Raw genomic sequence first — 24,331 nt, forward strand, 5'->3', positions numbered from 1 at the left:
AGTCAAGGCGACATGGATCGACAGCAACCACCCTTCGTGGCACCCGGCTACCTGCGCGCAGCCGCCAGCTTCTTCGGCTGGGCGTGCCTCGCCGGGCTGATCGCGCTGGCCTCGGAGATGGTCGCGCCGCAGTACCTGGACCCGAACCACCACCTGTTCATCTTCATCATCGGCACGCTGGGCATGTGGCGCTATGGCAACGCCATCGTCCACTACCTGCGCGGCATGTACTTCCTGCACTGGAAGTTCCCGCGCATGCGCCGGCAGGTCGACCGCCTGGGCGATGCCGCACTGCCCTCGCACATGTTCATGGTGGTGACCAGCTTCCGAATCCCCACCACGACCACGTTCAAGGTCTACCAGTCGGTGTTCCAGGAAGTGCAGCGGCTGAACGTGCCGTGCACGGTGATCGCCTCGATCGTCGAGAAAGGCGACGAGACCTTCATCAAGGAGATCATGCGCAACGAGGTCAAGGACCGCGACGACATCAAGCTGGTGATCGTTCGCGCCCGTGGCACTGGCAAGCGTGACGGCCTGGCCCATGCCTTCCGTGCGCTGTCGCGGCAGATGCCGCTGAATGACGCGGTCGTCGGCGTGGTCGACGGCGACACCATGATGCTGCCCGGTTGTGTCGAGCGTGCGGTCAAGCTGTTCGCCGTGCTGCCGGACGTGGGCGGCCTGACCACCAACGAATTCTGCGAAGTCGAAGGCAGCCGCTGGATGCGCCAGTGGCACTCGATGCGCTTTGTCCAGCGCCACATCAACATGTGCTCGATGGCCCTGTCGCACCGGGTGCTGACCCTGACCGGGCGGCTGTCGTTCTTCCGCGCCGAAGTGATGACCGACCCCGAATTCATCCGCGATGTCGAGGCCGACTTCCTCGAACACTGGCGCCTGGGCCGCTTCCAGTTCCTCACCGGTGACGACAAGTCGAGCTGGCTGAGCCTGATGCGTGCCGGCTGGAACACTTTCTACGTGCCCGACAGCCACACCCTGACCGTCGAGCACCCGCCCAGCGACAGCTTCCTGACCGCCACCCGCCAGCTGATGTTCCGCTGGTACGGCAACTCGCTGCGGCAGAACTTCCGCGCCACCGCCCTGCTCGGTCGCGCCCGCCTGGGGCTGTTCACCTTGTACGTGCTGCTCGACCAGCGCGTGTCGATGTGGACCTGCCTGATGGGCCTGACCGCCTCGGTGGTGGCCGGCCTGGTGTTCGGCATCCAGTACCTGCTGGTGTACCTGTTCTGGGTGCTGATCTCGCGCAGCCTGGTAACGGTGCTGTTCGTCTTCGCCGGCCACCCGGTCAGCCCGATGTACCCCTTCGTTCTTTATTACAACCAGATCGTCGGTTCGCTGATGAAGGTCTACGCGATGTTCCACATGGACCAGCAAAGCTGGACGCGGCAGAAGACCACCCTGGCCACTGGCAGCGTCGACTTCGACGCCAGCCTCAACCGCTGGTCCTCGAAGGCGATGCTGTGCTCGTCGATCGCCATCTTCTTCGGGGTCATCACCGTTCTTTTAGAACTCTCGCAACGTTAAGGAAAGGCGCCTGCACATGAGTACCACGAACATTCCCGCGGCCCCGGGCAAGACAGCGGCCAACATCGTCCACGAAGCGGTCGACGAGCGCCAGTACGTGCGCACCCGGATGAACGCGCGGGTGCGCCTGGCCAGTGCCGGGCAGGCCCCGTTCGAAGTGGCCCTGCAGGACATTTCGCTGGGTGGCCTGGGCCTGACCCACGACGCGCCGCTGAAAGTCGGCACGCTGTACGACGCCTCGATCCGCCTGCGCCTGAACCAGGTGGACCTGAACATCGACAGCAAGATCCGCATCGTCTCCCAGCGTGGCAGCGAAGTGGGCGCGCAGTTCGTCGAGCTCGATGCGCAGAAGCGCGACATCCTGCGCTACCTGATCAGTGCCTACATGTCCGGCGAGATCGCCGACATCAATGGCCTGTTCAATGTCATGCAGCGCGAGAACTACATCAAGGAACGCAAGCACAAGTACGCCAGCGCACGCACCCCGGGCGCCCGCCTCAAGGCCCTGACCGGCACCTTGCTGTACACCGCCGCCGGCGTCGCCGCGCTGGCCTTCGTCGGCTACAAGGGCTACCTGCTGTTCTTCCGCATCCCGGCGCTGCAGGCCCAGGTGGCGACCAACGCCCAGGTCATCAGCATGCCCGACAACGGCTATGTGAAGTACCTGCTGCCCGCCGGCGCCACCGAAGTGCAGGCCGGCCAGCCGCTGGCCAGCATTTCCACGCAGCTGGCCACCAGCTTCACCAGCCCGGCCGACATGAAGGCGGTTGCCGACCTGTCGCCTGGCGACCTGCAGACCCTGCTCGGCCGCGCCACCATCGAGACGGTGATCAACAGCCCGTGCGACTGCACGGTCTACTACCCGAACCAGCGCCTGGACGGCTACGGCTACAAGGAAGCCCCGCTGATGCACCTGCTGCCCAAGGACCAGGGCCTGTTCGTGCGCGCCAACGTGCCGTTCGACAAGCTCGCCGATGTCGACCGGGTGAAGTCGGTGGACATGCAGGTGTTCGGCCTCGATCAGCACTACAGCGGCAAAGTGGTCGACGCCCGGGTCGACGAGGTCAACCGCAACCTGGCACTGACCATCCAGCCTGACAGCCCGCTGCCGGCCGCTGCCTACCAGAAAGCGGTGGCGGTCGACCTGTTCATGGGCCTGCCGTTCGGCGCAGCGCGCTAAGCGGCCGAGGACGATGACGCCATGACCGCCAATATGCCTCCCCGCCTGCTGCTGGCCGGCCTGGCCCTGGCCTGCGCCACCACGGCCAGTGCCGGGCAGAGCCTGGAACAGATCCGCTACGCGCTGTACAAGGACCCGTCGGCCGAGGTCACCACCGACCTGCGCGAACTGGCAGCCCGTGGCGACCTGGCCAGTACCCTGCTGCTTGGCGATGTGCTGGCCGGCCGCGAAGACGCCAGCCGCGCAGAAGTGGTGGCGCTGTACCAGAAGGCCTTTGCCGACGGCCATGGCATGGTCCCGGCACTGGCTTCGCTGGCTCGCCTGATCGACCGCACGCCGAGCCTGCGCGAGGCGCAGCGCCCCTGGATGGCGCAGGCACTGACGCGCTACCCGGCCAACCTCGACCCGCGCAACACCAGTACCACGCTGGAAGTGTTCCTGACTTACCCGGAGTTGGTCGACACCGCCCAGGCGACTCAACTGCTGGCGCTGTACGAGCAGGCCTGCCTGCTCAACTGCCGCCCCGAGCTGTACCACGCCGTGCTCGCCGAGCGCCAGGGCGACCGTGCCGGCGCCGAGCGCTGGTATCGCCAGGCGGTGCGCGTGGACGCGCGCGCCGTCGACCGCTACTACGCCTTCCTCGGCGAGCAGCAGGACCGCCTGTTCCCGCCGTTCGCTGACCAGCTCGAACCTGAGCGCGAGCAGTTGCCGGTGGAGATCGTCCACCGCGTCGCTGCGCTGCTCGACAGCATCACCAGCGTGCAGCGCGCCGAACAGGAAGCCGACCGCTACGAGAACCAGGCCAGCGCGTCCGGTGCTGAAAAGCTGCCGCCAACCCCGGAGCAACTGGCCCGCGAAAAAGCCCAGGGCGATGCGCTGAACCTCGCCACCGCCCGGGTCCAGCGCTGGCGCAATGTGGCCGTGGCCCGCGGCTTCGTGCCGGCCATGGTGTCCAAGGCCAACTACATGATTTCCAACCCGACCGAGCACAACGCCGAGGAAACCCAGGCGATGATCGATCAGGTGCGCGAGCGCGAGCCGACCCGGGCCAAGGCCCTGCAGGCGCAGTTCTACATGGTCAACAACTGGCTGACCCTGGACCCGGACAAGGCCCGCGCACTGATCGACGAACTGCGTGCCAGCGGCTACCCCGGTGCCGGCCTGCTGCTGGGCGAGTACTACAGCAAAGGTGTCGAGGACCAGCCCGACCAGGAGAAGGCCCTGGCGCTGTTCCAGGCCGAAGCCGACAAGGGCAACACCGCCGCCTGGTACCGCATGGCCACCCTGCACGCCTACGGCCGTGCCCTGTGCCACGACCCGGTCAAGGCCTACACCTACGCCCGCGTCGCCCTCGACCTGGGTGAACGCAGCGCGCGCAGCCTGATCAAGCGCCTGGAAAAGACCCTGCCAAAGGATGACATCGAGCGTGCCCTGGCCGCTCGCAACGGGCTGTTCAAGGAGGCCACCCTGTGAAAGCGCATCACCCCCTGTTCGGCGCCCTGCTGGCCCTGGCACCGTTGCCAGCGGCCTTCGCCGCAGAAGAAATCACCGGCCCCGAAGCCGACAGCAACGAACCGGTGCGCGTCGCCGCGCTGGATGGCAGCGAGCCGGTGATTACCTCGGAAGTGTTCAACAAGCTCACCGTGCAAACCGGCTACGGCCCCGAAGACTCCCAGGTCGGCAGCGACCGCGAGATGTTCTACAGCCTGCGTTACGAGCCATCGTTCGCCTGGTACTCGCCGGAAAAACGCTGGGCCAAATGGATGGTCTACGGCCGCCTGTGGTTGAACTACGACTCCAGCCAGTCGAGCAACCTGACCAACGAAGCGTCCAACGCCAACGAACGCGAGCAGCCCGAAGGCTGGTACGCCGAACTGCGCGAGCTGTACGTCAAGCGCAACCTGATCGGCGACGACCCGCGCTTCTCTGCCTCGTTCGGCCGCCAGCGCTTCTATGACGACTACGGCATCTGGTGGGACGACAGCCTCGAATCGCTGCGTTTCAATTACCAGGACACCTTCAGCGAGGCGTTCTTTGCCGTCGGCCAGAAGTTCCACAACTACAACACCGACGTCAACCGCCTGGCCGACAGCGAGGAGCGCACCACCTACCTGATGGGCCAGTACGCCTACCGCTGGAGCCAGAACAACCAGGTCGGTGTGCGCCTGATGCACGAGAACGACCACAGCGGCCACGACGCCGACGACCGCTACGACTTCAAGGGCATGCGCTACGGGCTGTTCTTCAAGGGCGACAACCTCGCCTACCCGGTGCTCAGCGACTACCACCTGGAACTGGCGGCGCTGGACGGCAAGATGGACAACACCGACGGCAACGGCGTCACCACCACCGGCCACAGCAGCAAGGGCTGGGCGGTGCTGGGCGAAGTCGGCAAGCGCTTCGACAGCCTGGCGTGGACCCCGCGCGTGGCACTGCGAGGCGGCCTGACCGACAAGCCCAGCGACGAGAACGACGGCTTCCGCCTGAACGCCATCCAGTCCGACCGCATCACCCGCACCGGCTCCTACAGCACGCGCCTGACCAGCTCGTTCGTCGCCCTCGACCTGCGCAACCTGAGCTACTACGGCTTTGCCGTGGAGACCCGCCCCACCCCGCGCAGCGCGCTGGACCTGCGGGTGACCCAGCTCGACCTGCGCGATGCCGACGGCACCCTGCCGATCCGCATGAACGGCGATCAACGCGCCGAGCGCAACCGCGCCATTACCCAAGGCAGCAATGGCAACGGGCGCAATGTCGGGCAGATGGTCGACCTCAACTACTACTGGAAGATGTTTCCGGTGGCTATCGATGGCAAGCACCTGGACGTCAACGCGCTGGTCAGCGCCAGTTACCTCAATGCCGGCAGTGCATTGGAAACCGGCGATGACTACCAGCTGAGCGTCGGCGTGGTAATCAGTTACTAAGGAAGGGCCGTGCCATGATCTTCGCCTCCAATGTGTTCCTGTTCCTCTACCTGCCGCTGTTCCTGGCCGTATACTTCCTGGCCAAGGCACAGTGGCGCTCCACGGTGATCGTGGCTGCCAGCTATATCTTCTATGCCTGGTGGCGCCCGGACTTCCTGCTGCTGTTCGTGGGCATCACCTACTGGAACTACTGGTTCGGCCTGCGCATCAAGGCACGCCTGGACGCCGGCGACAAAGTCATGGCCCTGCGCCTGCTGTGGATCGGCATCGCCGGCAACCTGTCGACCCTGGGCTACTTCAAGTACGCCAACTTCGGCGCCGAGGTGCTGGCCCTGCTGCTGGCGCCGCTGGGCATCAACACCTGGACGCTGGAGAACATCTTCCTGCCGCTGGGCATTTCGTTCTACGTGTTCCATGCCCTGAGCTACATCGTCGACATCTACCGCAAGGACGCCACGCCGACGCGCAACTTCATCGACTTCGCCGCCTTCGTCGCGCTGTTCCCGCACCTGGTGGCCGGGCCGATCCTGCGCTACAGCCAGCTGGCGCCGCAGCTGCGCGAACGTACCCATTCGCTGGAGCTGTTCTCGCTGGGCGTGTGCCGCTTCATGCTCGGTTTCATCATGAAGGTGCTGATCGCCGACCGCCTGGCGCCGATCAACGTGCTGTTCGTCAGCGAAGGCACGCTGCAGTTCGCCGATGCCTGGTTCGGCCTGGTGATCTCGACCCTGCAGCTGTACTTCGACTTTGCCGGCTACAGCCACATGGCCCTGGGCCTGGCGCTGATGATGGGCTTCCGCTTCCCGGAAAACTTCAACCAGCCGTATGTCTCGCAGAGCATCACCGAGTTCTGGGCACGCTGGCACATGACCCTGGCGCACTTCCTGCGCGACTACGTGTACATGCCACTGGTGCGCAAGCGCGTGGCCGGTGCCCTGCCGGCCCTGATCTGGACCATGCTGCTGTCGGGCCTGTGGCACGGGGCGAGCTTCGCCTTCATCTGCTGGGGCCTGTTCTTTGGCGTCGGCATGGTGATCGAGCGCAAGTTCAACCTGGCGACCAAGGTCAGCACGCCCTACCACCTGGGCCGTAACCTGCGCACCGGGGGGCTGATCCTGCTGAGCATGCCGCTGTTCTTCACCATGGACCTGCGCCACAGCATCGACATCTACCAGGCGCTGTTCGGCCTCAACGGCTTCGGTTCGCTGGAACTGTACGTGCTCGGCGCCTCGAAGATGGCCATGGCCTTCGCCCTGGTGGCGCTGGCCTGGCTGGTACTGGCCGGGATCAACAACGTGCGGTTCTACGCCGGCAACAAGGACGGCTACTTCATGCGCCATGTCGGCGCGCTGCACAGCGTGCTGCTGTGGGGCGGCTTCCTGCTGGCGCTGAGCAGCCTGGCGGCCAACTCGTTTTCGCCCTTCCTGTATTTCCAGTTCTAGGAGACGGCCATGTACCCGGTGATGAATTCGGCCAGCAAGGCCAATGGCATTCTGTTCGTGGTGGTGTTGGCGGCGATGTTCGTCTATTCGCTGCCACCGGTGTTCAGCTTTGCCCGCACCTCGACCGATACCTGGAACCTGTTCGTCGACGGCAAGCTGCTGCGCAAGTTCGAGCAGGCCTACGACAAGCGTTTCTTCCTGCGTGACCCGTCGGTGGAGCTGTGGGCCGATGCCCAGTTCCACCTGTTCGGCGAAGGTACCAAGGGTGTGGTGCTGGGCAAGGATGGCTGGCTCTATACCAACCAGGAATACCGTGTACCCAACGACCTTGAGGCCAACCTGGCAAGCCAGCTGGAGCAGATCGCCAAGGTCCGCACGCAGCTGGCCGAGCACGGCAAGCAGCTGGTGATCCTGCCGCTGCCGATGAAGCTGGACGTGTACGCGGCCCATGCCCAGCATGCCTTCGACCCACGGGTGACCAGCCTCTACGACCACTTCGTTGGCGAGTTGCAAAACCGCCAGCTGGACGTGGTGCCGCTGCGCGGGGCGTTCCTCGCCAACCTCGACGGCCCGCAGCTGTTCCTCAAGTCCGACACCCACTGGAGCCCGGAAGGCGCACGGCTGTCGGCCTACGAACTGGCGCGCCAGCGCCCGCAACTGTTGGGTGACCAGGTGTACGTGTCGCGCAAGGCCGGCGAGAAGAGCGTCAAGGGCGACCTGATGAACTACATCCAGTTCGACCACGCGCGCCTGGCGCCACAGTTCGGCCCCAACCCGATCGCCCTGTACGAAACCCTGAAGGCCACGCAAGGCGCCGACGACCTGTTCGCCGAAGAAAACCAGAGCCTGCTGCTGGTCGGCACCAGCTACAGCAAGATCGACGACTGGAACTTCGTCGGCTTCCTCAAGGAAGCACTCAACCGCGACCTGCTGAGCATCGCCGTGGAAGCCCGCGGCCCGTTCGAGGCGATGAACCAGTTCCTGGCCAGCGACCAGCTGGCCAACACGCAGATCGACACCGTGGTCTGGGAATTCCCCCTGCGCACCCTGCTCGCCCACCGCCCCGGCTCGCTCAGCCGCAGCGCTGCGCCCCAGCATTTCTGACGATTCAAGGAGAGCCTGATGAAACTTACCCAGCTGTTCACCGCCATCGCCCTGGCCGCTGCCAGCCATGCCGCCCTGGCCGCCGAAGGCAACGCCGACCTGTACGATGCCGTGGCCCCGGCCGACTCGGCGTTTGTCCGCGTGCTGAACCTGTCCGACAGCAACATCGACGTGACCCTCAGCGGCAAGGTCAACCCGCAGCGGGTCGCCGCCGGCCAGCTCAGCGGTTACCGCTTCACCCCTGCCGGCCCGCACAAGATCGCCGTCGGCGGCAAGTCGATCGAGCCGCAGCTCAAGGCCAATGCCGCCAGCACCGTGGTCTACGACGGCAAGCAGCTGAAGCTGATCAGCGACAAGTACGTCAACGAGCCGAAGAAGGCGCAGATCGCCTTCTACAACCTGACCGCCAACCAGGCCACGCTGAAAACCTCCGATGGCAAGCATGACGTGGTCGAGGCCATTGGCAACGGCGAGACCGGCACGCGCATGGTCAACGAGATCAAGATCGACTTCGCCGCCTACCAGCAGGACACCAAGGTCGCCAGCTTCGACGAGCAGTTCCTCAAGAAGGGCCGCTCGTACAGCTATGTGCTGCTGCCCGGCAATCGCAGCATGACCCTGGCCAACAGCATCGACCCGACCGAGTGATGAATGCCCTGCAAGGATGAATGGCACATGAAGACCCTTGTACCTTTTGGCCTGAGCGCTGCCCTGGCCTTGTTCAGCCTGCCCGGCCTGGCTGCGCAGCCGGCCCAGGCTGCCCAAGTGGCCGGGGCCGGCTGCGAGAACCTGCAGTGCATGGTTTGCCCGGCCTTGAGCGACCCGCAACGCTACGCCGAAGGGCGCATGAAACTGATGCGCGAGATCGTGCCTGGCAAGGACCGCTGGCTGTTCCGCTCGGCCGTCGACCTGACCAATGACTTTGGCATCCCCGCGCCGATGCGCCCGGAGTTCGCCCGCCTGATGCAGGCGTTCGAGCGCCAGGGCATCCATGTGGCCATGGCGATCCAGCCGACCCGCGGGCTGATGCACCGCGACAAGCTGTTCGCCGACCAGCTGCACGGCTTCGACTATGCCCGCGCCAGCAACAGCCTTGCCGCCTATCTCGGCCAGTTGCGCCAGGGCGGCGCGGTGGTGGCGCCGATGATGCAGCTGGTGCAGCAACCGCCGCAGGGCGAGTACTTCTTCCGCCGCGACCACCACTGGACACCCACCGGCGCCGAAGCCACGGCGAAACTGATGGCCGAGGAAATCCGCCGCCAGCCGTTCTATGCCGGGCTGACCAAGAAGGCGTACCGCACCGAGCCGGGCGTGATGGTGCCCAAGGATGGCACCATGAACCTGGCGATGAGCAGCATCTGCGGCAACAACTACGGTTTCCAGTACGTACGTGGTTACCAGACCATCCCGGTGGCCGCAGGCGCCGACGCGCTGTTCGACGAGGCACCGGACCCGGAAGTGATCCTGGTCGGCGACAGTAACGCCGCGGCCCGTGAGGACGAGAGCAAACAGTACAACTTCGACGGCTACCTGAAGCAGTACCTGAATGTCGACATCCTCAACTACGCCCTGCCCGGGGTGGGTGAAGATGGCTCGCTGCTGGAGTACCTGTTGTCCAGCGACTACAAGCCCAAGGCGCCGCCCAAGCTGATCGTCTGGGAGCTGCCGGCCAACTACCGGCTCGATTCGCCGCTGATGTATCGCCAGCTGGTGCCGGCGGTCCAGGGTGGGTGCTCGGCAAACAGGGAAGTACTTGGCTCGAAACTGCAGCGCCCGGCGTTGCAGGTGGGCGAGCGCATCGAACTGCTGAGCAATGCCGGCAGTGGCCGCCAGGCGCTGTCCAAAGGGTTCCTCGACATTCGCCTGAGCGACAAGAACGTCAAGGACTTCTACATCATCGTCTACTACGACAACGGTGCGCGGGACAAGGTGTGGTTCCGCCGTGAGGCGGCGGTGACCGGTGGCCAGTACTACCTGGAGCTGAGCAAGGCACCGGAGTATGCCGGGGCCAACCTGCTGTCGGTGTTCATGGAGCCGACCAAGGCCGGGACTGTGGCGACCGATGTGGAGACCCGGCTATGCCTGTAATACCGCTGATTGGGGCCGCGTTGCGGCCCTTCGCGGGCACGCCCGCTCCCACACCTACCACCTCAGCCTCACAAATCCCTGTGGGAGCGGGCATGCCCGCGAAGGGCTGCAAAGCAGCCCCAGTCCTGCTCATGATGTTTCTGATGAGCCCACTGACACAGGCGGCGCAATCCATCTGGCCCGCCCACAGCACCCCGCAGTCGGCCATGATCGCCGACTACCGCACCCTCTCCTGCACCAGGGAACCGCCCGCGCCCTACACCGGCAGCTTGCGCCTGGAAAGCAAGTACGACCAGCGCGACGCCAGCAAGTCGACCCTGCGCAGCAGCCCCGACGCCAACAGCGAGCAGGTCGCCAAGCAGGTCAAGCAGTTCGTCGGTGGCCTGATCTACGCCAGCAAACGCTTCCAGGCCGCCAAGAAACCCCAGGACGCCAACATGGCCCTGGCCTGCCAGGACCAGTGGCTGCAACACTGGGCCGAAGCCGGCGCCCTGCTCAACCCGGATGCCAGCGGCACCGGCATGGCCGCGCGCAAATGGGCGCTGGCGGCCATGGCCGGTGCCGTGCTGCTGACCCAGTCGGCCGCCGACGGCAAGCTGCAACTGAACGAAACGCAGCGCAGCTGGTTCACCCGCCTCGGCGAGCAGGTGATCCGTGAGTACGACCCGCGCCGCAGCACCAGCGGTGTGTACTTCAACAACCACGACTACTGGGCAGCCTGGGCCGTGGCCGCCACCGGCATGCTGGTCGGCCGCGACGACTTCATCCAGTGGGCCGACGGCAACCTGCGCCGCGCCCTGGCCCAGGCCGTGCGCGCCAACAACGGTAACTACGCCTATCTGCCGCTGGAAGTGGCGCGCAGCAAGCTGGCGGCCAACTACAGCCAGTACGCCCTGGTGCCGCTGGTGCTGCTGGCCGAGTCGGCACGTGCCAATAACCTGCCGTGGAGCCACGACGACCAGCAGACCCTCGACCAGCTGGCCAGCTTCGCTGCCCGTACGGTGCTTGCCCCGGGCGAGCTGCCCGAACTCAAGGGCCAGCCCCAGGCGGACGTGGCACCGTACAAACTGGCCTGGCTGATCCCGTTCCTGCAACGCAACCCCGGCCATGCGCTGGCGCGCCAGCTGTACGACAGCGAAGACGGCGAGGTGGACAACTACAGCCAGCTCGGTGGCCCGATCAAAGCGTTCTACCCCCCATTGCCCGGATCAAGGAGCTGACCCATGGCTGCCCTCGCCCGCTTTTCCCTTACCTGCCTGGCCGCCCTGTGCCTGGCAGGCGCCGCCCAGGCTGCCAGCCAATCGCTGCCGGTCAAGCAGACCGTGGACACCCTGCCCCGCGAGCAACGCCAGCTCAAGGTCGAGCAACTGCGCCAGCAGGTGCGTCAGGCCGTGGCCTTCCAGCAGGCCGAACGGCAACGCCCGGCCGGGCGCGCCAGCGTCAGCCTGCAGCCGATGTTCTCGTCCCAGGCCGGCAGCTGGCCGTTCGAGCCGTTCGTCAACAACGGCCTGTTCCGCGCCATCGCCGGCTACCAGGCGCACCACCCGCAGGTGGTGATGCTGCGCGGTGGCAGCATCACCCTGGCGCAGTTGCACGACGCCCTGAACGAACCACGCATTCTCAAGCGCTACAAGGATGGCTACCTGCTCAGCTACCCGCTGATGATCGCCAGCGACGCCGGGCTGGTACTGGAAGGCACCAGCCTGTACCTGTCGAGCTTCTCCGGCACGGCACTGATCAACCAGGGCTGGCTCGGGCTCAACCAGTCCAGCCTGGAGAGCATGGCTGGCGACAAGCCGGGCAGCACCGACCGGGCCTGGCGGCCGTTCGTGGTGGCCTGGGCCGGCAGCCATACCCAGGTGATCGGCTCGACGCTCAAGCGCCTGGGCTACAACGCCAACCTCTCTCGTGGCCTGACCACTGCCTTGAGCACCCAGCAGGCCGCCAGCACGCGCCCGGCCACGGTGATCATCCGCGACAGCCAGTTCAGCGAGATGTCCAGCGCGGTGGAGCTGCAACACAGCCAGGCGACCATTACCGGCAGCCAATTCGAGCAGTCGCAGCAATACGCCATCGATGTGCAGAACAGCCAGGTCAAGCTGCAGGGCAACCAGCTGCGCGGCATCGACAACAACAGCGGCGTGCGCCTGCGTGGCCAGACCCGTGCCCTGGTCGAAGGCAACCTGATCCTCGGTGCGACCAAGGCCGCCATCGAAGTCAGCGAGCAACAGGGCGCAGTGCTGCTGGCCGGCAACCGCATCGGCGACAGCCGTGGCAACGGCATCCAGCTGCGCAACCTGGCACCCACTGCAACGGCTCCGCTGGTGATCGACGACAACCTGCTGGCCAGCAGCCAGGGCAGCGCGGTGGATGCCAGCGAGGTGAGCGCCGTGGCGCTGCTCGACAACCACATCGGCAACACGGCGGAATATGCCATCAGCCTGCGCAATGCCACGCCACTGGCCGGGCCGCTGGTACTCAGCGGCAACCGCCTGGGCCGGGTCGGCAAGGCGCTGGTGCGGGTGGAGGGTGTGCGGGATGTGGTGCTGGGGGGCAACAGCTTCGATGGCAAGCCGTTGCTGCAGAACCTGTTGATCGGCGACCTGTTGCCAGTGCAGGGGCAGTTGCTCGAGGCCACGGTTCGCCAGGGTGAGACAGTGCGGGTCAGGCAGCAATGATCCAGCATCTGCTGTAACTGCACCGGCCTCCTCGCGGGCACGCCCGCTCCCACAGGTACTCCACAGCATTCAGAATTGTGGTGATCCTGTGGGAGCGGGCGAGCCCGCGAAGAGGCCGGCGCAGGTCAACCAATGACCCGCTGCATCCTCACAAAGCAATCATCCTCACCCATCTCGACAAACCCATGGCGCAGGTACAACTGCCGCGCCGGGTTGCTCTTGAACACCATCAACCTCAAGAGTGGCAAACGCCGCTGCGCCGCCCAGCCGGCCAGTGTTTCCAGCACCTGGCTGCCCACCCCGCGCCCACGCTGCTCCGGCACCAGGTGCAACTCACGAATGAACAATGCCTGCCGGTCCTGGCTGAGGCTGCAGAAACCCAGCACGTCCTCCCCTTCCATCACCAGCCATTGCTCGCGCCAGCCCCAGGCTTCGTCGAAAGCCTCCTCGATCCACAACAGGTCGAACTCGCGGTAATACGGCAACATCGCCCGGCGCGTGAGGTCGCGGGCAAACGTGCACCAGGCATCGCTCGCGGCGATCAGCTCAACGGGCATAGCATACCGGCGAGCTGCCTGGGCCGCGCCGCTCCAGTTCGTCTTCCAGCCAGGCCGCCAGCACCTGGGCGTTGTTGTGCGCGGTGTCCTTGCCGGCATACAGCAAGGTCAGGTTGCCTTTGGCGGCGAGGTCCAGCAGCGGATACCAGTGTTCCGGGTGCGCCGCCAGTTCCTGCTGATAGCGCTGGGTGAACCCGGCAAAATCCACCTCGCCCTGGTGAAACGCCTTGCGCAAATCAGTGGATGGCGCCACTTCGCGCAGCCACTCGCCATGCAGTTGGTCCTTGCGTTTATTGCGCGGCCACAGGCGGTCGACCAGCACGCGCCGGCCATCTTCCTTCTCTGGCGCGTCGTAGACGCGCTTGCAGCGAATCATGGGGTTCTCCTGCTTTTACCGTCTGTCTTGAGCCTAGGTAATTCATTGACCGAGGTCACGTCCAGTCGAGGAATTGTTTCTATGCTCAGAGCCACCCTCGCCGACGCCAATCGGAGCCCCCATGGCAACCCCGTCCCTGGCCAGCCAGCCGCCACTGGCCCATAGCGATTCCCGCCCGCAGCTTTCGCACAAACCCGGGCGCGCCACCCTCGTGCTGTTCTTCGGCCTGCTGTTGGCCGGCATCGCCTACACCGCCTGGAACCTCAAGCAGGACGTGACCGCCAGCGGCACGGTGATCACCACCGTCACGCCCTTCCTGCTGCTGGGCCTGGCGCTGCTGATCGCCCTGGGCTTCGAATTCGTCAACGGCTTCCATGACACCGCCAACGCGGTGGCCACGGTGATCTATACCCACTCGCTGCCGGCGCCGGTGGCGGTGGTCTGGTCCGGGTTGTGCAACTTCCTCGGTGTGCTGCTTTCCAGTGGCGCAGTGGCGTTCGGCATTATCGCCCTGTTGCCGGTGGAGCTGATTCTACAGGTCGGTTCCTCGGCGGGCTTCGCCATGGTGTTCGCCTTGCTGCTGGCGGCGATCATCTGGAACCTCGGCACCTGGTGGTTGGGGCTGCCGGCGTCGTCTTCGCATACGCTGATCGGCTCGATCATCGGCGTCGGTGTGGCCAACGCGTTGATGCACGGGCGCGACGGCACCAGCGGGGTCGATTGGAGCCAGGCCAGCAAGGTGGGTTATGCCCTGCTGTTCTCGCCGCTGATCGGCTTTGCCTGTGCAGCCTTGTTGCTGCTGGCGCTGCGCGCACTGGTCAAGCGCAAGGAGCTGTATCAGGCACCAGAAGGCCGCACGCCGCCACCGTGGTGGATCCGCGGCATCCTGATCCTGACCTGCACCGGCGTGTCGTTCGCCCACGGCTCCAACGACGGGCAGAAAGGCATGGGCCTGATCATGCTGATCCTGGTCGGCACCCTGCCGATGGCCTACGCCCTGAACAAGACCATGCCCAGCGAGCAGGCGCTGCAGTTCTCTGCCGTTGCCGAAGTGACCCGCCAAGCATTGGTGCGCACCGACCCCGGGCCGGCCCCCACCGATCCGCGCCAGGCGCTGACGGCGTTCATCGCCGAGCCCAAGGCCAGCCCGCAGCTGGTGCCGGCACTGGCCGCGCTCACCGGCATGATCGGTGACCAGGTCAAAGGCTACGGTTCGCTGCAACGGGTGCCGGCCGAAGCCATGGCCAACGTGCGCAACGACATGTACCTGACCAGCGAAGCCATCCGCCTGATCGAGAAGCAGCAGCTGGTGGCGTTCGACGCCGATACCCGCAGCCATGTGCTGTTGCTCAAGAACCAGCTGGACGATGCCACCCGCTACATCCCGCTGTGGGTGAAGGTCGCCGTGGCCATCGCCTTGGGCCTGGGCACCATGGTCGGCTGGCGGCGTATCGTGGTGACGGTGGGCGAGAAAATCGGCAAGACCCACCTGAGCTATGCCCAGGGCGCTTCGGCGGAAGTGGTCGCCATGTGCACCATTGGTGCGGCGGACATGTTCGGCCTGCCGGTGTCGACCACCCACGTGCTGAGCTCGGGGGTGGCCGGGGCCATGGTCGCCAACGGCTCGGGGATTCAGAAGCGCACGCTGATCAACCTGCTGATGGCCTGGGTGCTGACGCTGCCGGCGGCGATGCTGTTGGCCGGTAGCTTGTACTGGCTGCTGAACCAGATTTTCTGATCTGGAATGAACGCTTTTTTTGTGGGAGCGGCCTTGCGTCGCGAAAGGGGCGCGAAGCGGCCCCAAGATTTCTGCGCCATTACATATCGCTGGGGGCTGCTTCGCAGCCCTTTCGCGACGCAAGGCCGCTCCCACAAAGGCCGCACCTGCAGGAAGTGGCGTGAGCTGATCAGGCAGGGATTTTCAGGCCGCGCTGCACGGCTGGCCGCTCGAGGAATTTCGCCAGCACCCGCTGCACTTCCTTGAATTCATCGAAGCCCACCAGTTCCCGTGCGTTGTAGCGCTCCACCAGGTTGCGCACCCAGGGGAAGATGGCGATGTCGGCGATGCTGTATTCGTCGACCATCCACTCGCGCCCTTTCAGGTGCCGGTCCAGCACACCCAGCAGGCGCTTCGATTCGTTGACGTAACGGTCGCGCGGGCGCTTGTCTTCGTATTCCTTGCCGGCAAAGAAATGGAAGAAGCCGACCTGGCCGAACATCGGCCCGATGCCGCCCATCTGGAACATCAGCCACTGCAGGGTCTGGTAACGCTGGGTCGGGTCCTGGCTCAGCAACTGCCCGCTCTTTTCCGCCAGGTACTGCAGGATCGCCCCCGACTCGAACAGCGCCAGCGCCTGGCCGCCCGGGCCGTTGGGGTCGAGAATCGCCGGGATCTTGTTGTTGGCGCTGAGCGAGATGAATTCGGGGCTCAGTTGGTCATCGTTGTCGAAGCTGACCTTGTGCGGCTCGTAGGCCAGGCCGATCTCCTCCAGCATGATCGACACCTTGACGCCGTTGGGCGTGGGCAGCGAGTAAAGTTGCAGGCGCTCGGGATGCTTCGCGGGCCATTTACGGGTGATGGGGAAAGCGCTCAGATCGGTCATGGTCAACCTTGGCCTTGGGAATGGACTTGTCACTCTAGAGACATCCCGCGCGGCTGACCATCACCTGCCGTTGATCAGCTGGCCTGGCCGTGCGCCTTGAGCTTGAGCTTCTCGGTGTCCACCCGCACGAACACCGAGTCGGCGCTGACCGTCAGTACATCACCCGCCCAGACCTCGCAGATGACCCGGGTCTTGCGCCCGACTTCACCTTCCACGCGCGCCTTGAGCAGCAACTCCACGCCCATCGGGGTGGGCTTGAGGTAATTCAGCCCGAGGCTGCCGGTGACACAATCGATGCGCGGCAAGCTGCCCGCTTCGCGGCCTTCGGCGCGGTAGTGGTAGGCCATGGCGGTCCAGTTCGAATGGCAGTCGACCAGCATGGCCAGCAAGCCGCCATAGACCAGGCCGGGCCAGCCGATATAAGTGCTGTCGGGTGAGTGTCGGCACAACAGGTGGATGCCATCGGCATCCCAGTGACTTTGCAGGTGCAGGCCGGAGGGGTGGGAACAGCCGCAGCCGAAGCAGGTGCCTTCGGGGGCGGCCAGGGCCTGGAGAGAGGGAATCGGGTTGTTCATACGCTGCCTGTGGTTGTTGAAATGGGGGCGCGAAACGCCCCCATTAAAGCAGAAACCTCAAGCCGGCTGGGCAACCACCTTGCCGCCCTTCTGGGTCAGCGACACCAGCAGGATGAACAGGGTCACGCCAGCGGTCATCAGCGTCTCGTAGCGGTAGGCATCGCTGAACAGCATGTAGCCCAGGACCATGACGATGGTGCCGATCACCAGCCAGGTCAGCCACGGGAACAGCCACATTTTCAGCTCCAGCGCCCGCCCCTCACGCTCGGCACGGGCACGCATGCGCAGTTGCGACACGGCGATCACCAGGTACACCAGCAAGGCGATGGCGCCGGTGGTGGACAGCAGGAAACCGAAGACCTTGCCCGGCAGCACATAGTTGACGAAGCAACCGACGAAGCCGGCCAGGGTCGAGAGAATCACCGCCACGGTCGGCACGCCAGCACCGGAAATGCGCTTGGTCATGCTCAGCGCCTGGCCGCGGGCACCCAGCGAATAGAGCATCCGCGAAGCCGTGTACAGGCCAGAGTTCATGCAGCTGGTCACAGCCACCAGCACCACCAGGTCGACCAGCAACTTGGCGCCCGGCACGTTGAGCACTTCCAGCACGCGCTGGAACGAACCCACCGCTTTCAGGCTTGGGTCGTTCCAGGCCACCAGCGACACCACCAGGAAGATCGACGCCAGGTAGAAGATCGCGATGCGGTACACCACCAGGTTGGTGGCACGGCGGATCTTGTCTTTCGGGTTGGCGGTCTCGTCGGCGGCGATGGTGACGATCTCGGCGCCGAAGAACGAGAAGATGGTGATCAGCACACCACCGAGCACGGTACCGAAACCGTTGGGCATGAACCCGCCGTTGTCCCACAGGCGGCTGATGCCGGACACCTCGGCCAGCGGCCAGAAGCCGAACACGGCCAGGCTGCAGACCCCGATGAAGGCGATGATCGCGACCACCTTGACCAGCGCGAACCAATATTCGAACGCACCGAAGTTCTTCACGCTGACCAGGTTGCTGCCCGACAGCACGACCATGATCAGGAAGGCGAACAGCCAGGACGGTACGCCCGGGAAGTAGGCATGCAGGATGTCCGCGCCGGCGATGGCCTCGACCGGGATGATCAGCACCCAGAACCACCAGTACAGCCAACCGATGGTAAAGCCTGCCCAGGGGCCGATGGCCTCCGAGGCGTAGGTGGAGAACGAGCCGCTGTTGGGGTTGGCGATGGCCATTTCGCCCAGCATGCGCATCACCAGCAGCACCAGCAGGCCGGTCATGGCGTAGGAGATGAGAATGGCCGGGCCTGCCGTCGCGATGGCGTTGGAAGAACCGATGAACAGACCGGCACCGATGATGCCGGCAATGGAAATCATGGACACCTGACGCGAGGTCAGGCCGTGCTGCAAGGAACGCTGTTTGTTGTTGTGTAGCGAAGCCATGAAGAACCCTCGAATGGGTCGGCCGGCGTGCGGCGGTCATGCCGTCGACGGCTGAAAAGTTGGAGCAGATTTCGGGTAGGTCGTGTTGCTGTTTTTTGTTGTTTTAAGTCGCCGGTCGCGCAATTACCTCCTCTTCGCCATACCGGTTGTAATCATTGATCGAGGTCAGTATTAATCTATAGGGCGAGGTCAACAAACGACCTTTTCGAAGCACATGATTCCATTGCGGAATGAACTTCTTCCTTTTTTGCTCGGTATGCGCCTGCCATGTCCAAACGCCTGATGCCCTCGACCACCGCCCTGCAGTGCTTCGAAGCCGCCGCCCGGCACCTGAGCTTCACCCGTGCGGCACAGGAGCTGCACCTGACCCAGAGCGCCGTCAGCAAGCAGGTCGCGCAGCTCGAGGACATGCTGTCGCATTCGCTGTTCCAGCGTATTCGCCGGCGCCTGCACCTGACCCCGGCTGGCGCGCTGTACCTCACCGAAGTGAACAAGATCCTCACCCAGATCGACATCTCCAGCCGCTACATCCTCAGCTACGGCGACGAGACCGAGGTGCTGCGCATCGCCACCCAGCCAACCTTCGGCGCACGCTGGCTGGTGCCCAGGCTCAAGGGCTTCGGCGACCGTCACCCTCGCATCCACCTGGACATCCGCAACGAGCTGGAGCCGTTCGACCTGGTGCAGGCCAAGGCCGATATCGCCTTCTTCTTCGGCCAGGGCACCTGGCCCGGGGCGACCTGCATCGCGCTGTTCAGCGAAGAGGTGGTGCCGGTGTGCGCACCCGAGCTGCTGGCCCGGCACCGTTTCGACAGCGCCGAGGCGCTCACCGAACACCGCCTGCTGCAGTGCGCATCACGGCCGGAGGCCTGGCACGAGTGGTTCCTGGGGTTGGGCCTGCATAGCCAGAACAGCTACCACGGGCCGCGCTTCGACACGTTCTACCTGTGCATCCGCGCGGCCATCGCCGGCTGTGGCATTGCCCTGATTCCGCGCTACCTGGTGGCTGAGGAACTGAGCGAAGGCAAGCTGGTGGTGGCCTGGGACCACCCGGTGGCGAGCAATGGCCGGCACTTCATCGCCCATGCCGAACACGCCGCGGAAGTGCCCAAGGTCAAGGCCTTCGTGCAGTGGATTCGTGAGCGGGTGGCCGAAGGTGATCGGTAAAGTTCGCGAATCCAGGGAATGATCGCAATCGAATAATTCGTTTGCGGAATAATACTGCGGCGCGCTTGGATATTAAGAAACTCGAACAAGGTCCGCGTGCCCATGAATCTGGAAAGTATCAGTCAATCCATTGCCATCGTTCATCCGATCACACTTTCCCATGGCCGTAATGCCGAAGTCTGGGATACCGACGGCAAACGTTACATCGACTTTGTCGGCGGTATCGGCGTACTCAACCTGGGCCACTGCAACCCGGCCGTGGTCGAGGCGATCCAGGCCCAGGCCAGCCGCCTGACCCACTACGCCTTCAACGCCGCCCCCCATGGCCCTTACCTCGAGCTGATGGAGCGCCTGCGCCAGTTCGTCCCGGTCAGCTACCCACTGGCCGGCATGCTCACCAACAGCGGTGCGGAAGCGGCGGAAAACGCCCTGAAAGTCGCCCGCGGCGCTACCGGCAAACGCGCCATCATTGCCTTCGACGGCGGCTTCCACGGCCGCACCCTGGCCACCCTGAACCTCAACGGCAAGGTCGCGCCGTACAAGCAAAAGGTCGGCGAACTGCCGGGGCCGGTGTACCACCTGCCCTACCCCAGCGCCGATACCGGCGTGACCTGCGAGCAGGCGCTCAAGGCCATGGACCGCTTGTTCAGCGTCGAGTTGGCGGTGGAGGACGTGGCGGCGTTCATCTTCGAGCCGGTGCAAGGCGAAGGCGGCTTCCTCGCCCTTGACCCAGGGTTTGCCCAGGCGCTGCGGCGCTTCTGCGACGAGCGCGGGATCCTGATCATCATCGACGAGATCCAGTCCGGTTTCGGCCGTACCGGCCAGCGTTTTGCCTTCCCACGTCTGGGCATCGAGCCGGACCTGCTGCTGCTGGCCAAGAGCATCGCTGGCGGCATGCCGCTGGGCGCAGTGGTCGGGCGTCAGGACTTGATGGCGGCACTGCCCAAGGGCGGCCTGGGGGGCACCTATTCGGGCAACCCGATCGCCTGCGCGGCGGCGCTGGCGAGCCTGGCACAGATGACCGACGAGAACGTCGCCACCTGGGGTGAGCGCCAGGAACAGGCGATCGTTGGCCGCCACGCCCGCTGGAAGGCCTCGAACCTGAGCCCGTACATCGGCCGCCTGACCGGTACCGGCGCCATGCGCGGCATCGAGTTCGTCAATGCCGACGGCAGCCCGGCGCCAGCCCAGTTGGCCAAGGTGATGGAAGCGGCGCGGGCCAAGGGGCTGTTACTGATGCCCAGCGGCAAAGCGCGGCACATCATTCGCCTGCTGGCACCGCTGACCATCGAGGCCGAGGTGCTCGAGGAAGGGCTGGATATCCTCGAGCAGTGCCTGGCTGAACTGAGCTGAGCCTTACAGGCCCAGTTCTTCAGGGGTGAGCATGTCGGATTCGAAGGCGATCCAGCCGCCTTCGAGTTCGGCGTGGCCGTTGACGATCGGGCCGTAGTAGGTCAGGCCGTTCTCCAGGGTCACGCAGATGTGCGTGGCGGACTTCTCGGGGGCCGCGAGCGTACCGACGAAATGCACCTTCTTCAGGGTTTCGGTTACCGCTTCCAGACCGACGCGCATGCCCGGGTTTTCCGAGGCTTCGGTGTCACCGCCACGGTCTTCGGCGCTGATGGTCACGGTGGCGGTGTAGGGGTACTTGGTGCTCAAGCGGGGTTACCTCAAAAGGGTGTCTGGGTATATGGGCGCGTAGAGTACGGCAGGTGGCCCTTGTTGTCTCTACTGGCCTCTTCGCGGGCTCGCCCGCTCCCACAGGTACCGCACAGTATTCAAAAGCTGTGCGGTACCTGTGGGAGCGGGTTTACCCGCGAAGAGGCCGGGCCTGCAAAAGACGTCCCGATCTGTTAGGGTGCCCGCCGATGCACGCCACACCACACGAGGACACCTGAGTGAGCGCCGAAGAACCCCTGATCGCCGACCTGTTCGAGGTCGACAAACGCCTGACCCTCAAGCCCGTCGTGGATTTCAACAGCTACCTGCGCAACGCCTTTGGCGAAGGCCCATGCCGCTGCCACCGCTGCGCTGAAGGCAGCGACGAAAGCACCTACAGCCACGCACACAACTTCACCTTCGAGGGCCGCCCGTGGCACCGCCGCTTTGCCAGCACCGCCGGCAGCGACGTCGCCCAGGTGCTGAAAAAGGCCTGGCTGTCGTACACCAAGGCCGATCTCAGCCTGATCGGCGCGCTGGACCTGACCACCCTCAAGACCTTCACCGAAGCCGCCCTGCACGAGCGCCTGCTGGCCCTGCTGCCGGCCAGCGGCCTGGCCCGCGAAATCGACGGCCAGTGGATGCTGCAAGCCCAGGCTGACTGACGGCCCGGCGGTCAGGCAGGATTCCCCCGCTCTGCTACCGTGGGGGAATCCGCCCATCCGCAGGTAGTCCGCCATGGCCCGTACAACGCCCATCGAGCTGTACCGCAATATCGGCATCGTCGCCCACGTGGACGCTGGCAAGACCACGACCACCGAGCGCATCCTGTTCTACACCGGGGTCAACCACAAGATGGGCGAGGTGCACGATGGCGCCGCGACCATGGACTGGATGGCCCAGGAACAGGAACGCGGCATCACCATCACCTCGGCGGCGACCACGGCCTTCTGGCAAGGCTCGACCAAGCAGTTCGCCGACAAGTACCGCTTCAACATCATCGACACCCCCGGCCACGTCGACTTCACCATCGAGGTGGAGCGCTCGCTGCGCGTGCTCGATGGCGCGGTGGTGGTGTTCAGCGGCGCCGACGGCGTCGAACCGCAATCTGAGACGGTCTGGCGCCAGGCCAACAAGTACCATGTGCCGCGCCTCGCCTACATCAACAAGATGGACCGCCAGGGGGCTGACTTCCTGCGGGTGGTCAAGCAGATCGACCAGCGCCTGGGCCACCACCCGGTGCCGATCCAGCTGGCCATCGGCAGCGAGGAGAACTTCATCGGCCAGATCGACCTGGTGAAGATGAAGGCGATCTACTGGAACGACAACGACCAGGGCACCAGCTACCGCGAAGAAGCCATTCCCGCCGAACTGCAGGCGCTGGCCGACGAATGGCGAGCGCACATGATCGAGGCCGCCGCCGAAGCCAACGATGAGCTGACCATGAAGTTTCTCGAAGGCGAGGAGCTGAGCGTCGATGAAATCAAGGCTGCCTTGCGCCAGCGCACCATCGCCAATGAAATCGTCCCGACCATTCTCGGCTCGTCGTTCAAGAACAAGGGTGTACCGCTGATGCTCGACGCGGTGATCGACTACCTGCCCGCCCCTTCGGAAATCCCGGCGATCAAGGGCACCGACCCGGACGACGAAGAAAAACATCTGGAACGTCACGCAGACGACAAGGAACCTTTCTCCGCCCTGGCCTTCAAGATCGCCACCGACCCCTTCGTCGGCACCCTGACCTTCGCCCGGGTGTATTCCGGCGTGCTCAGCTCAGGCAACGCCGTGCTCAATTCGGTGAAAGGCAAGAAGGAGCGCATCGGCCGCATGGTGCAGATGCACGCCAACCAGCGCGCCGAGATCAAGGACGTGTGTGCCGGCGACATCGCCGCACTGATAGGCATGAAGGACGTCACCACCGGCGATACCCTGTGCGACATGGACAAGCCGATCATTCTCGAACGCATGGACTTCCCCGACCCGGTGATCTCGGTGGCGGTGGAACCGAAGACCAAGGGCGACCAGGAGAAGATGGGCATCGCCCTGGGCAAGCTGGCCCAGGAGGACCCGTCGTTCCGCGTGCGCACCGATGAAGAAACCGGCCAGACCATCATCTCCGGCATGGGCGAACTGCACCTGGACATCATCGTCGACCGCATGAAACGCGAGTTCAACGTCGACGCCAACATCGGCAAGCCGCAGGTGGCCTACCGCGAGAAGATCCGCAACACCTGCGAGATCGAGGGCCGCTTCGTTCGCCAGTCGGGCGGGCGCGGCCAGTATGGCCACTGCTGGATCCGCTTCGCCCCCGGCGATGAAGGCAAGGAAGGCCTGGAGTTCGTCAACGAGATCGTCGGCGGCGTGGTGCCACGCGAGTACATCCCGGCGATCCAGAAAGGCATCGAGGAGCAGATGAAGAACGGCGTGCTGGCCGGTTACCCGCTGATCAATCTGAAGGCGGCGGTATTCGACGGCTCGTACCACGACGTCGACTCCAACGAGATGGCCTACAAGATCGCGGCCTCCATGGCCACCAAGCAGCTGTCGCAGAAAGGCGGCGCAGTGTTGCTGGAACCGGTGATGAAGGTCGAGGTGGTAACGCCCGAGGAGTATCAGGGCGATATCCTCGGCGACTTGAGCCGGCGTCGGGGGATGATCCAGGATGGCGACGAGACACCGGCGGGCAAGGTGATCCGCGCCGAGGTGCCGTTGGGCGAGATGTTCGGCTATGCCACCTCGATGCGCTCGATGACCCAGGGGCGGGCGAGCTTCTCGATGGAGTTCACCCGCTATGCCGAGGCACCGGCGAGCATTGCCGATGCCATCGTGAAAAAGAACCGCGGGGAGTAAGCGCTTCTCCTGCACCGCCCCCTTCGCGGGCACGCCCGCTCCCACAGGGAATATGCGATTCCTGTGGGAGCGGGCGTGCCCGCGAAGGGGGCGGTGCAGGAGAAGCGCTTACTCCCCGCGGTTCTTTTTCACGATGGCATCGGCAA

The 24,331-nt window shown here is 64.8% G+C and carries 21 protein-coding genes; 15 read left to right on the forward strand and 6 right to left on the reverse strand.

Annotation, left to right across the window (positions count from 1 at the left end):
- Window positions 1–12: 12 nt before the first annotated feature.
- The 10 genes from J7573_RS23100 to J7573_RS23145 all read left to right on the forward strand — a co-directional run bounded on the left by J7573_RS23100 (window position 13) and on the right by J7573_RS23145 (window position 12,958).
- Window positions 13–1,542, forward strand: a complete 1,530-nt coding sequence (locus J7573_RS23100; RefSeq protein ID WP_294340633.1) for a glycosyltransferase — start codon at window positions 13–15, stop codon at window positions 1,540–1,542.
- 16 nt (window positions 1,543–1,558) lie between these two features.
- On the forward strand, window positions 1,559–2,722 hold the full coding sequence (locus J7573_RS23105; RefSeq protein WP_294340634.1) for a PilZ domain-containing protein: 1,164 nt from the start codon (window positions 1,559–1,561) through the stop codon (window positions 2,720–2,722).
- Between the two features lie 21 nt (window positions 2,723–2,743).
- A complete protein-coding gene (locus J7573_RS23110) occupies window positions 2,744–4,195 on the forward strand; it encodes a sel1 repeat family protein (RefSeq protein WP_294340635.1) in 1,452 nt (483 codons plus the stop codon).
- Entirely contained in the window at window positions 4,192–5,646 is a 1,455-nt protein-coding gene (locus J7573_RS23115; RefSeq protein WP_294340636.1) for an alginate export family protein, read from the forward strand. The genes J7573_RS23110 and J7573_RS23115 overlap by 4 nt, the downstream gene beginning before the upstream one ends.
- A gap of 14 nt (window positions 5,647–5,660) precedes the next feature.
- Entirely contained in the window at window positions 5,661–7,088 is a 1,428-nt protein-coding gene (locus J7573_RS23120) for an MBOAT family O-acyltransferase (RefSeq protein ID WP_294340637.1), read from the forward strand.
- 9 nt (window positions 7,089–7,097) lie between these two features.
- Window positions 7,098–8,192, forward strand: coding sequence for an alginate O-acetyltransferase (locus J7573_RS23125; protein WP_294340638.1), 1,095 nt, complete (start codon window positions 7,098–7,100; stop codon window positions 8,190–8,192).
- 18 nt (window positions 8,193–8,210) lie between these two features.
- Window positions 8,211–8,840 carry an alginate O-acetyltransferase AlgF gene (locus tag J7573_RS23130; protein ID WP_294340639.1) on the forward strand — a complete coding sequence of 210 codons (630 nt, stop codon included), beginning with the start codon at window positions 8,211–8,213 and terminating at the stop codon, window positions 8,838–8,840.
- Between the two features lie 27 nt (window positions 8,841–8,867).
- Window positions 8,868–10,280, forward strand: coding sequence for an alginate biosynthesis protein AlgX (locus J7573_RS23135; protein ID WP_294340640.1), 1,413 nt, complete (start codon window positions 8,868–8,870; stop codon window positions 10,278–10,280).
- Between the two features lie 131 nt (window positions 10,281–10,411).
- On the forward strand, window positions 10,412–11,500 hold the full coding sequence (locus J7573_RS23140; protein WP_294340641.1) for a polysaccharide lyase: 1,089 nt from the start codon (window positions 10,412–10,414) through the stop codon (window positions 11,498–11,500).
- A 3-nt stretch (window positions 11,501–11,503) separates the two neighbouring features.
- Window positions 11,504–12,958, forward strand: coding sequence for a right-handed parallel beta-helix repeat-containing protein (locus J7573_RS23145; RefSeq protein WP_294340642.1), 1,455 nt, complete (start codon window positions 11,504–11,506; stop codon window positions 12,956–12,958).
- A 125-nt stretch (window positions 12,959–13,083) separates the two neighbouring features.
- Here J7573_RS23145 and J7573_RS23150 read toward each other — a convergent pair whose 3' ends face one another.
- Entirely contained in the window at window positions 13,084–13,515 is a 432-nt protein-coding gene (locus J7573_RS23150; RefSeq protein WP_294340643.1) for a GNAT family N-acetyltransferase, read from the reverse strand.
- Entirely contained in the window at window positions 13,505–13,891 is a 387-nt protein-coding gene (locus J7573_RS23155) for a DUF488 family protein (RefSeq protein WP_294340644.1), read from the reverse strand. The genes J7573_RS23150 and J7573_RS23155 overlap by 11 nt, the downstream gene beginning before the upstream one ends.
- 121 nt (window positions 13,892–14,012) lie before the next feature.
- Between J7573_RS23155 and J7573_RS23160 the strand changes: the two genes are divergently transcribed.
- A complete protein-coding gene (locus tag J7573_RS23160) occupies window positions 14,013–15,629 on the forward strand; it encodes an inorganic phosphate transporter (protein WP_294340645.1) in 1,617 nt (538 codons plus the stop codon).
- A 169-nt stretch (window positions 15,630–15,798) separates the two neighbouring features.
- Here the strand turns inward: J7573_RS23160 and J7573_RS23165 are convergent, their stop codons facing one another.
- From J7573_RS23165 to J7573_RS23175, 3 genes are all read right to left on the reverse strand, one after another.
- On the reverse strand, window positions 15,799–16,494 hold the full coding sequence (locus J7573_RS23165) for a glutathione S-transferase N-terminal domain-containing protein (protein WP_294340646.1): 696 nt from the start codon (window positions 16,492–16,494) through the stop codon (window positions 15,799–15,801).
- 74 nt (window positions 16,495–16,568) lie between these two features.
- On the reverse strand, window positions 16,569–17,069 hold the full coding sequence (locus tag J7573_RS23170; RefSeq protein ID WP_294340647.1) for a hotdog domain-containing protein: 501 nt from the start codon (window positions 17,067–17,069) through the stop codon (window positions 16,569–16,571).
- A gap of 57 nt (window positions 17,070–17,126) precedes the next feature.
- On the reverse strand, window positions 17,127–18,509 hold the full coding sequence (locus tag J7573_RS23175; RefSeq protein WP_294340648.1) for an amino acid permease: 1,383 nt from the start codon (window positions 18,507–18,509) through the stop codon (window positions 17,127–17,129).
- A gap of 267 nt (window positions 18,510–18,776) precedes the next feature.
- Here J7573_RS23175 and gcvA point away from each other — a divergent pair, with 267 nt between their 5' ends.
- Entirely contained in the window at window positions 18,777–19,676 is a 900-nt protein-coding gene (gene gcvA, locus J7573_RS23180) for a transcriptional regulator GcvA (RefSeq protein ID WP_294340649.1), read from the forward strand.
- 102 nt (window positions 19,677–19,778) lie between these two features.
- The gene (locus J7573_RS23185; RefSeq protein ID WP_294340650.1) at window positions 19,779–21,029 is read left to right on the forward strand and encodes an aspartate aminotransferase family protein; all 1,251 of its coding nucleotides are present in this window, start codon (window positions 19,779–19,781) and stop codon (window positions 21,027–21,029) included.
- Between the two features lie 3 nt (window positions 21,030–21,032).
- Here the strand turns inward: J7573_RS23185 and J7573_RS23190 are convergent, their stop codons facing one another.
- The gene (locus J7573_RS23190; RefSeq protein ID WP_085676159.1) at window positions 21,033–21,335 is read right to left on the reverse strand and encodes a hypothetical protein; all 303 of its coding nucleotides are present in this window, start codon (window positions 21,333–21,335) and stop codon (window positions 21,033–21,035) included.
- A gap of 239 nt (window positions 21,336–21,574) precedes the next feature.
- Between J7573_RS23190 and J7573_RS23195 the strand changes: the two genes are divergently transcribed.
- Complete coding sequence (locus J7573_RS23195; protein ID WP_294340651.1) at window positions 21,575–22,000, forward strand: hypothetical protein; 426 nt, start codon at window positions 21,575–21,577, stop codon at window positions 21,998–22,000.
- A gap of 73 nt (window positions 22,001–22,073) precedes the next feature.
- The gene (gene fusA / locus J7573_RS23200) at window positions 22,074–24,185 is read left to right on the forward strand and encodes an elongation factor G (protein ID WP_294340652.1); all 2,112 of its coding nucleotides are present in this window, start codon (window positions 22,074–22,076) and stop codon (window positions 24,183–24,185) included.
- Window positions 24,186–24,331 lie beyond the last annotated feature (146 nt).

The organism is Pseudomonas sp. (assembly GCF_017744435.1).
In the GTDB taxonomy this organism is placed as follows: Bacteria; Pseudomonadota; Gammaproteobacteria; order Pseudomonadales; family Pseudomonadaceae; genus Aquipseudomonas.

Excerpts from the sequence above, each read along its gene's own strand:
- J7573_RS23100 (WP_294340633.1), top strand. The coding sequence starts at position 13 with ATGGATCGACAGCAACCACCCTTCGTGGCACCCGGCTACCTGCGCGCA.
- J7573_RS23105 (WP_294340634.1), top strand. The coding sequence starts at position 1,559 with ATGAGTACCACGAACATTCCCGCGGCCCCGGGCAAGACAGCGGCCAAC.
- J7573_RS23110 (WP_294340635.1), top strand. The coding sequence starts at position 2,744 with ATGACCGCCAATATGCCTCCCCGCCTGCTGCTGGCCGGCCTGGCCCTG.
- J7573_RS23120 (WP_294340637.1), top strand. The coding sequence starts at position 5,661 with ATGATCTTCGCCTCCAATGTGTTCCTGTTCCTCTACCTGCCGCTGTTC.
- J7573_RS23125 (WP_294340638.1), top strand. The coding sequence starts at position 7,098 with ATGTACCCGGTGATGAATTCGGCCAGCAAGGCCAATGGCATTCTGTTC.
- J7573_RS23130 (WP_294340639.1), top strand. The coding sequence starts at position 8,211 with ATGAAACTTACCCAGCTGTTCACCGCCATCGCCCTGGCCGCTGCCAGC.
- J7573_RS23135 (WP_294340640.1), top strand. The coding sequence starts at position 8,868 with ATGAAGACCCTTGTACCTTTTGGCCTGAGCGCTGCCCTGGCCTTGTTC.
- J7573_RS23140 (WP_294340641.1), top strand. The coding sequence starts at position 10,412 with ATGATGTTTCTGATGAGCCCACTGACACAGGCGGCGCAATCCATCTGG.
- J7573_RS23145 (WP_294340642.1), top strand. The coding sequence starts at position 11,504 with ATGGCTGCCCTCGCCCGCTTTTCCCTTACCTGCCTGGCCGCCCTGTGC.
- J7573_RS23150 (WP_294340643.1), bottom strand. The coding sequence starts at position 13,515 with ATGCCCGTTGAGCTGATCGCCGCGAGCGATGCCTGGTGCACGTTTGCC.
- J7573_RS23155 (WP_294340644.1), bottom strand. The coding sequence starts at position 13,891 with ATGATTCGCTGCAAGCGCGTCTACGACGCGCCAGAGAAGGAAGATGGC.
- J7573_RS23160 (WP_294340645.1), top strand. The coding sequence starts at position 14,013 with ATGGCAACCCCGTCCCTGGCCAGCCAGCCGCCACTGGCCCATAGCGAT.
- J7573_RS23165 (WP_294340646.1), bottom strand. The coding sequence starts at position 16,494 with ATGACCGATCTGAGCGCTTTCCCCATCACCCGTAAATGGCCCGCGAAG.
- J7573_RS23170 (WP_294340647.1), bottom strand. The coding sequence starts at position 17,069 with ATGAACAACCCGATTCCCTCTCTCCAGGCCCTGGCCGCCCCCGAAGGC.
- J7573_RS23175 (WP_294340648.1), bottom strand. The coding sequence starts at position 18,509 with ATGGCTTCGCTACACAACAACAAACAGCGTTCCTTGCAGCACGGCCTG.
- gcvA (WP_294340649.1), top strand. The coding sequence starts at position 18,777 with ATGTCCAAACGCCTGATGCCCTCGACCACCGCCCTGCAGTGCTTCGAA.
- J7573_RS23185 (WP_294340650.1), top strand. The coding sequence starts at position 19,779 with ATGAATCTGGAAAGTATCAGTCAATCCATTGCCATCGTTCATCCGATC.
- fusA (WP_294340652.1), top strand. The coding sequence starts at position 22,074 with ATGGCCCGTACAACGCCCATCGAGCTGTACCGCAATATCGGCATCGTC.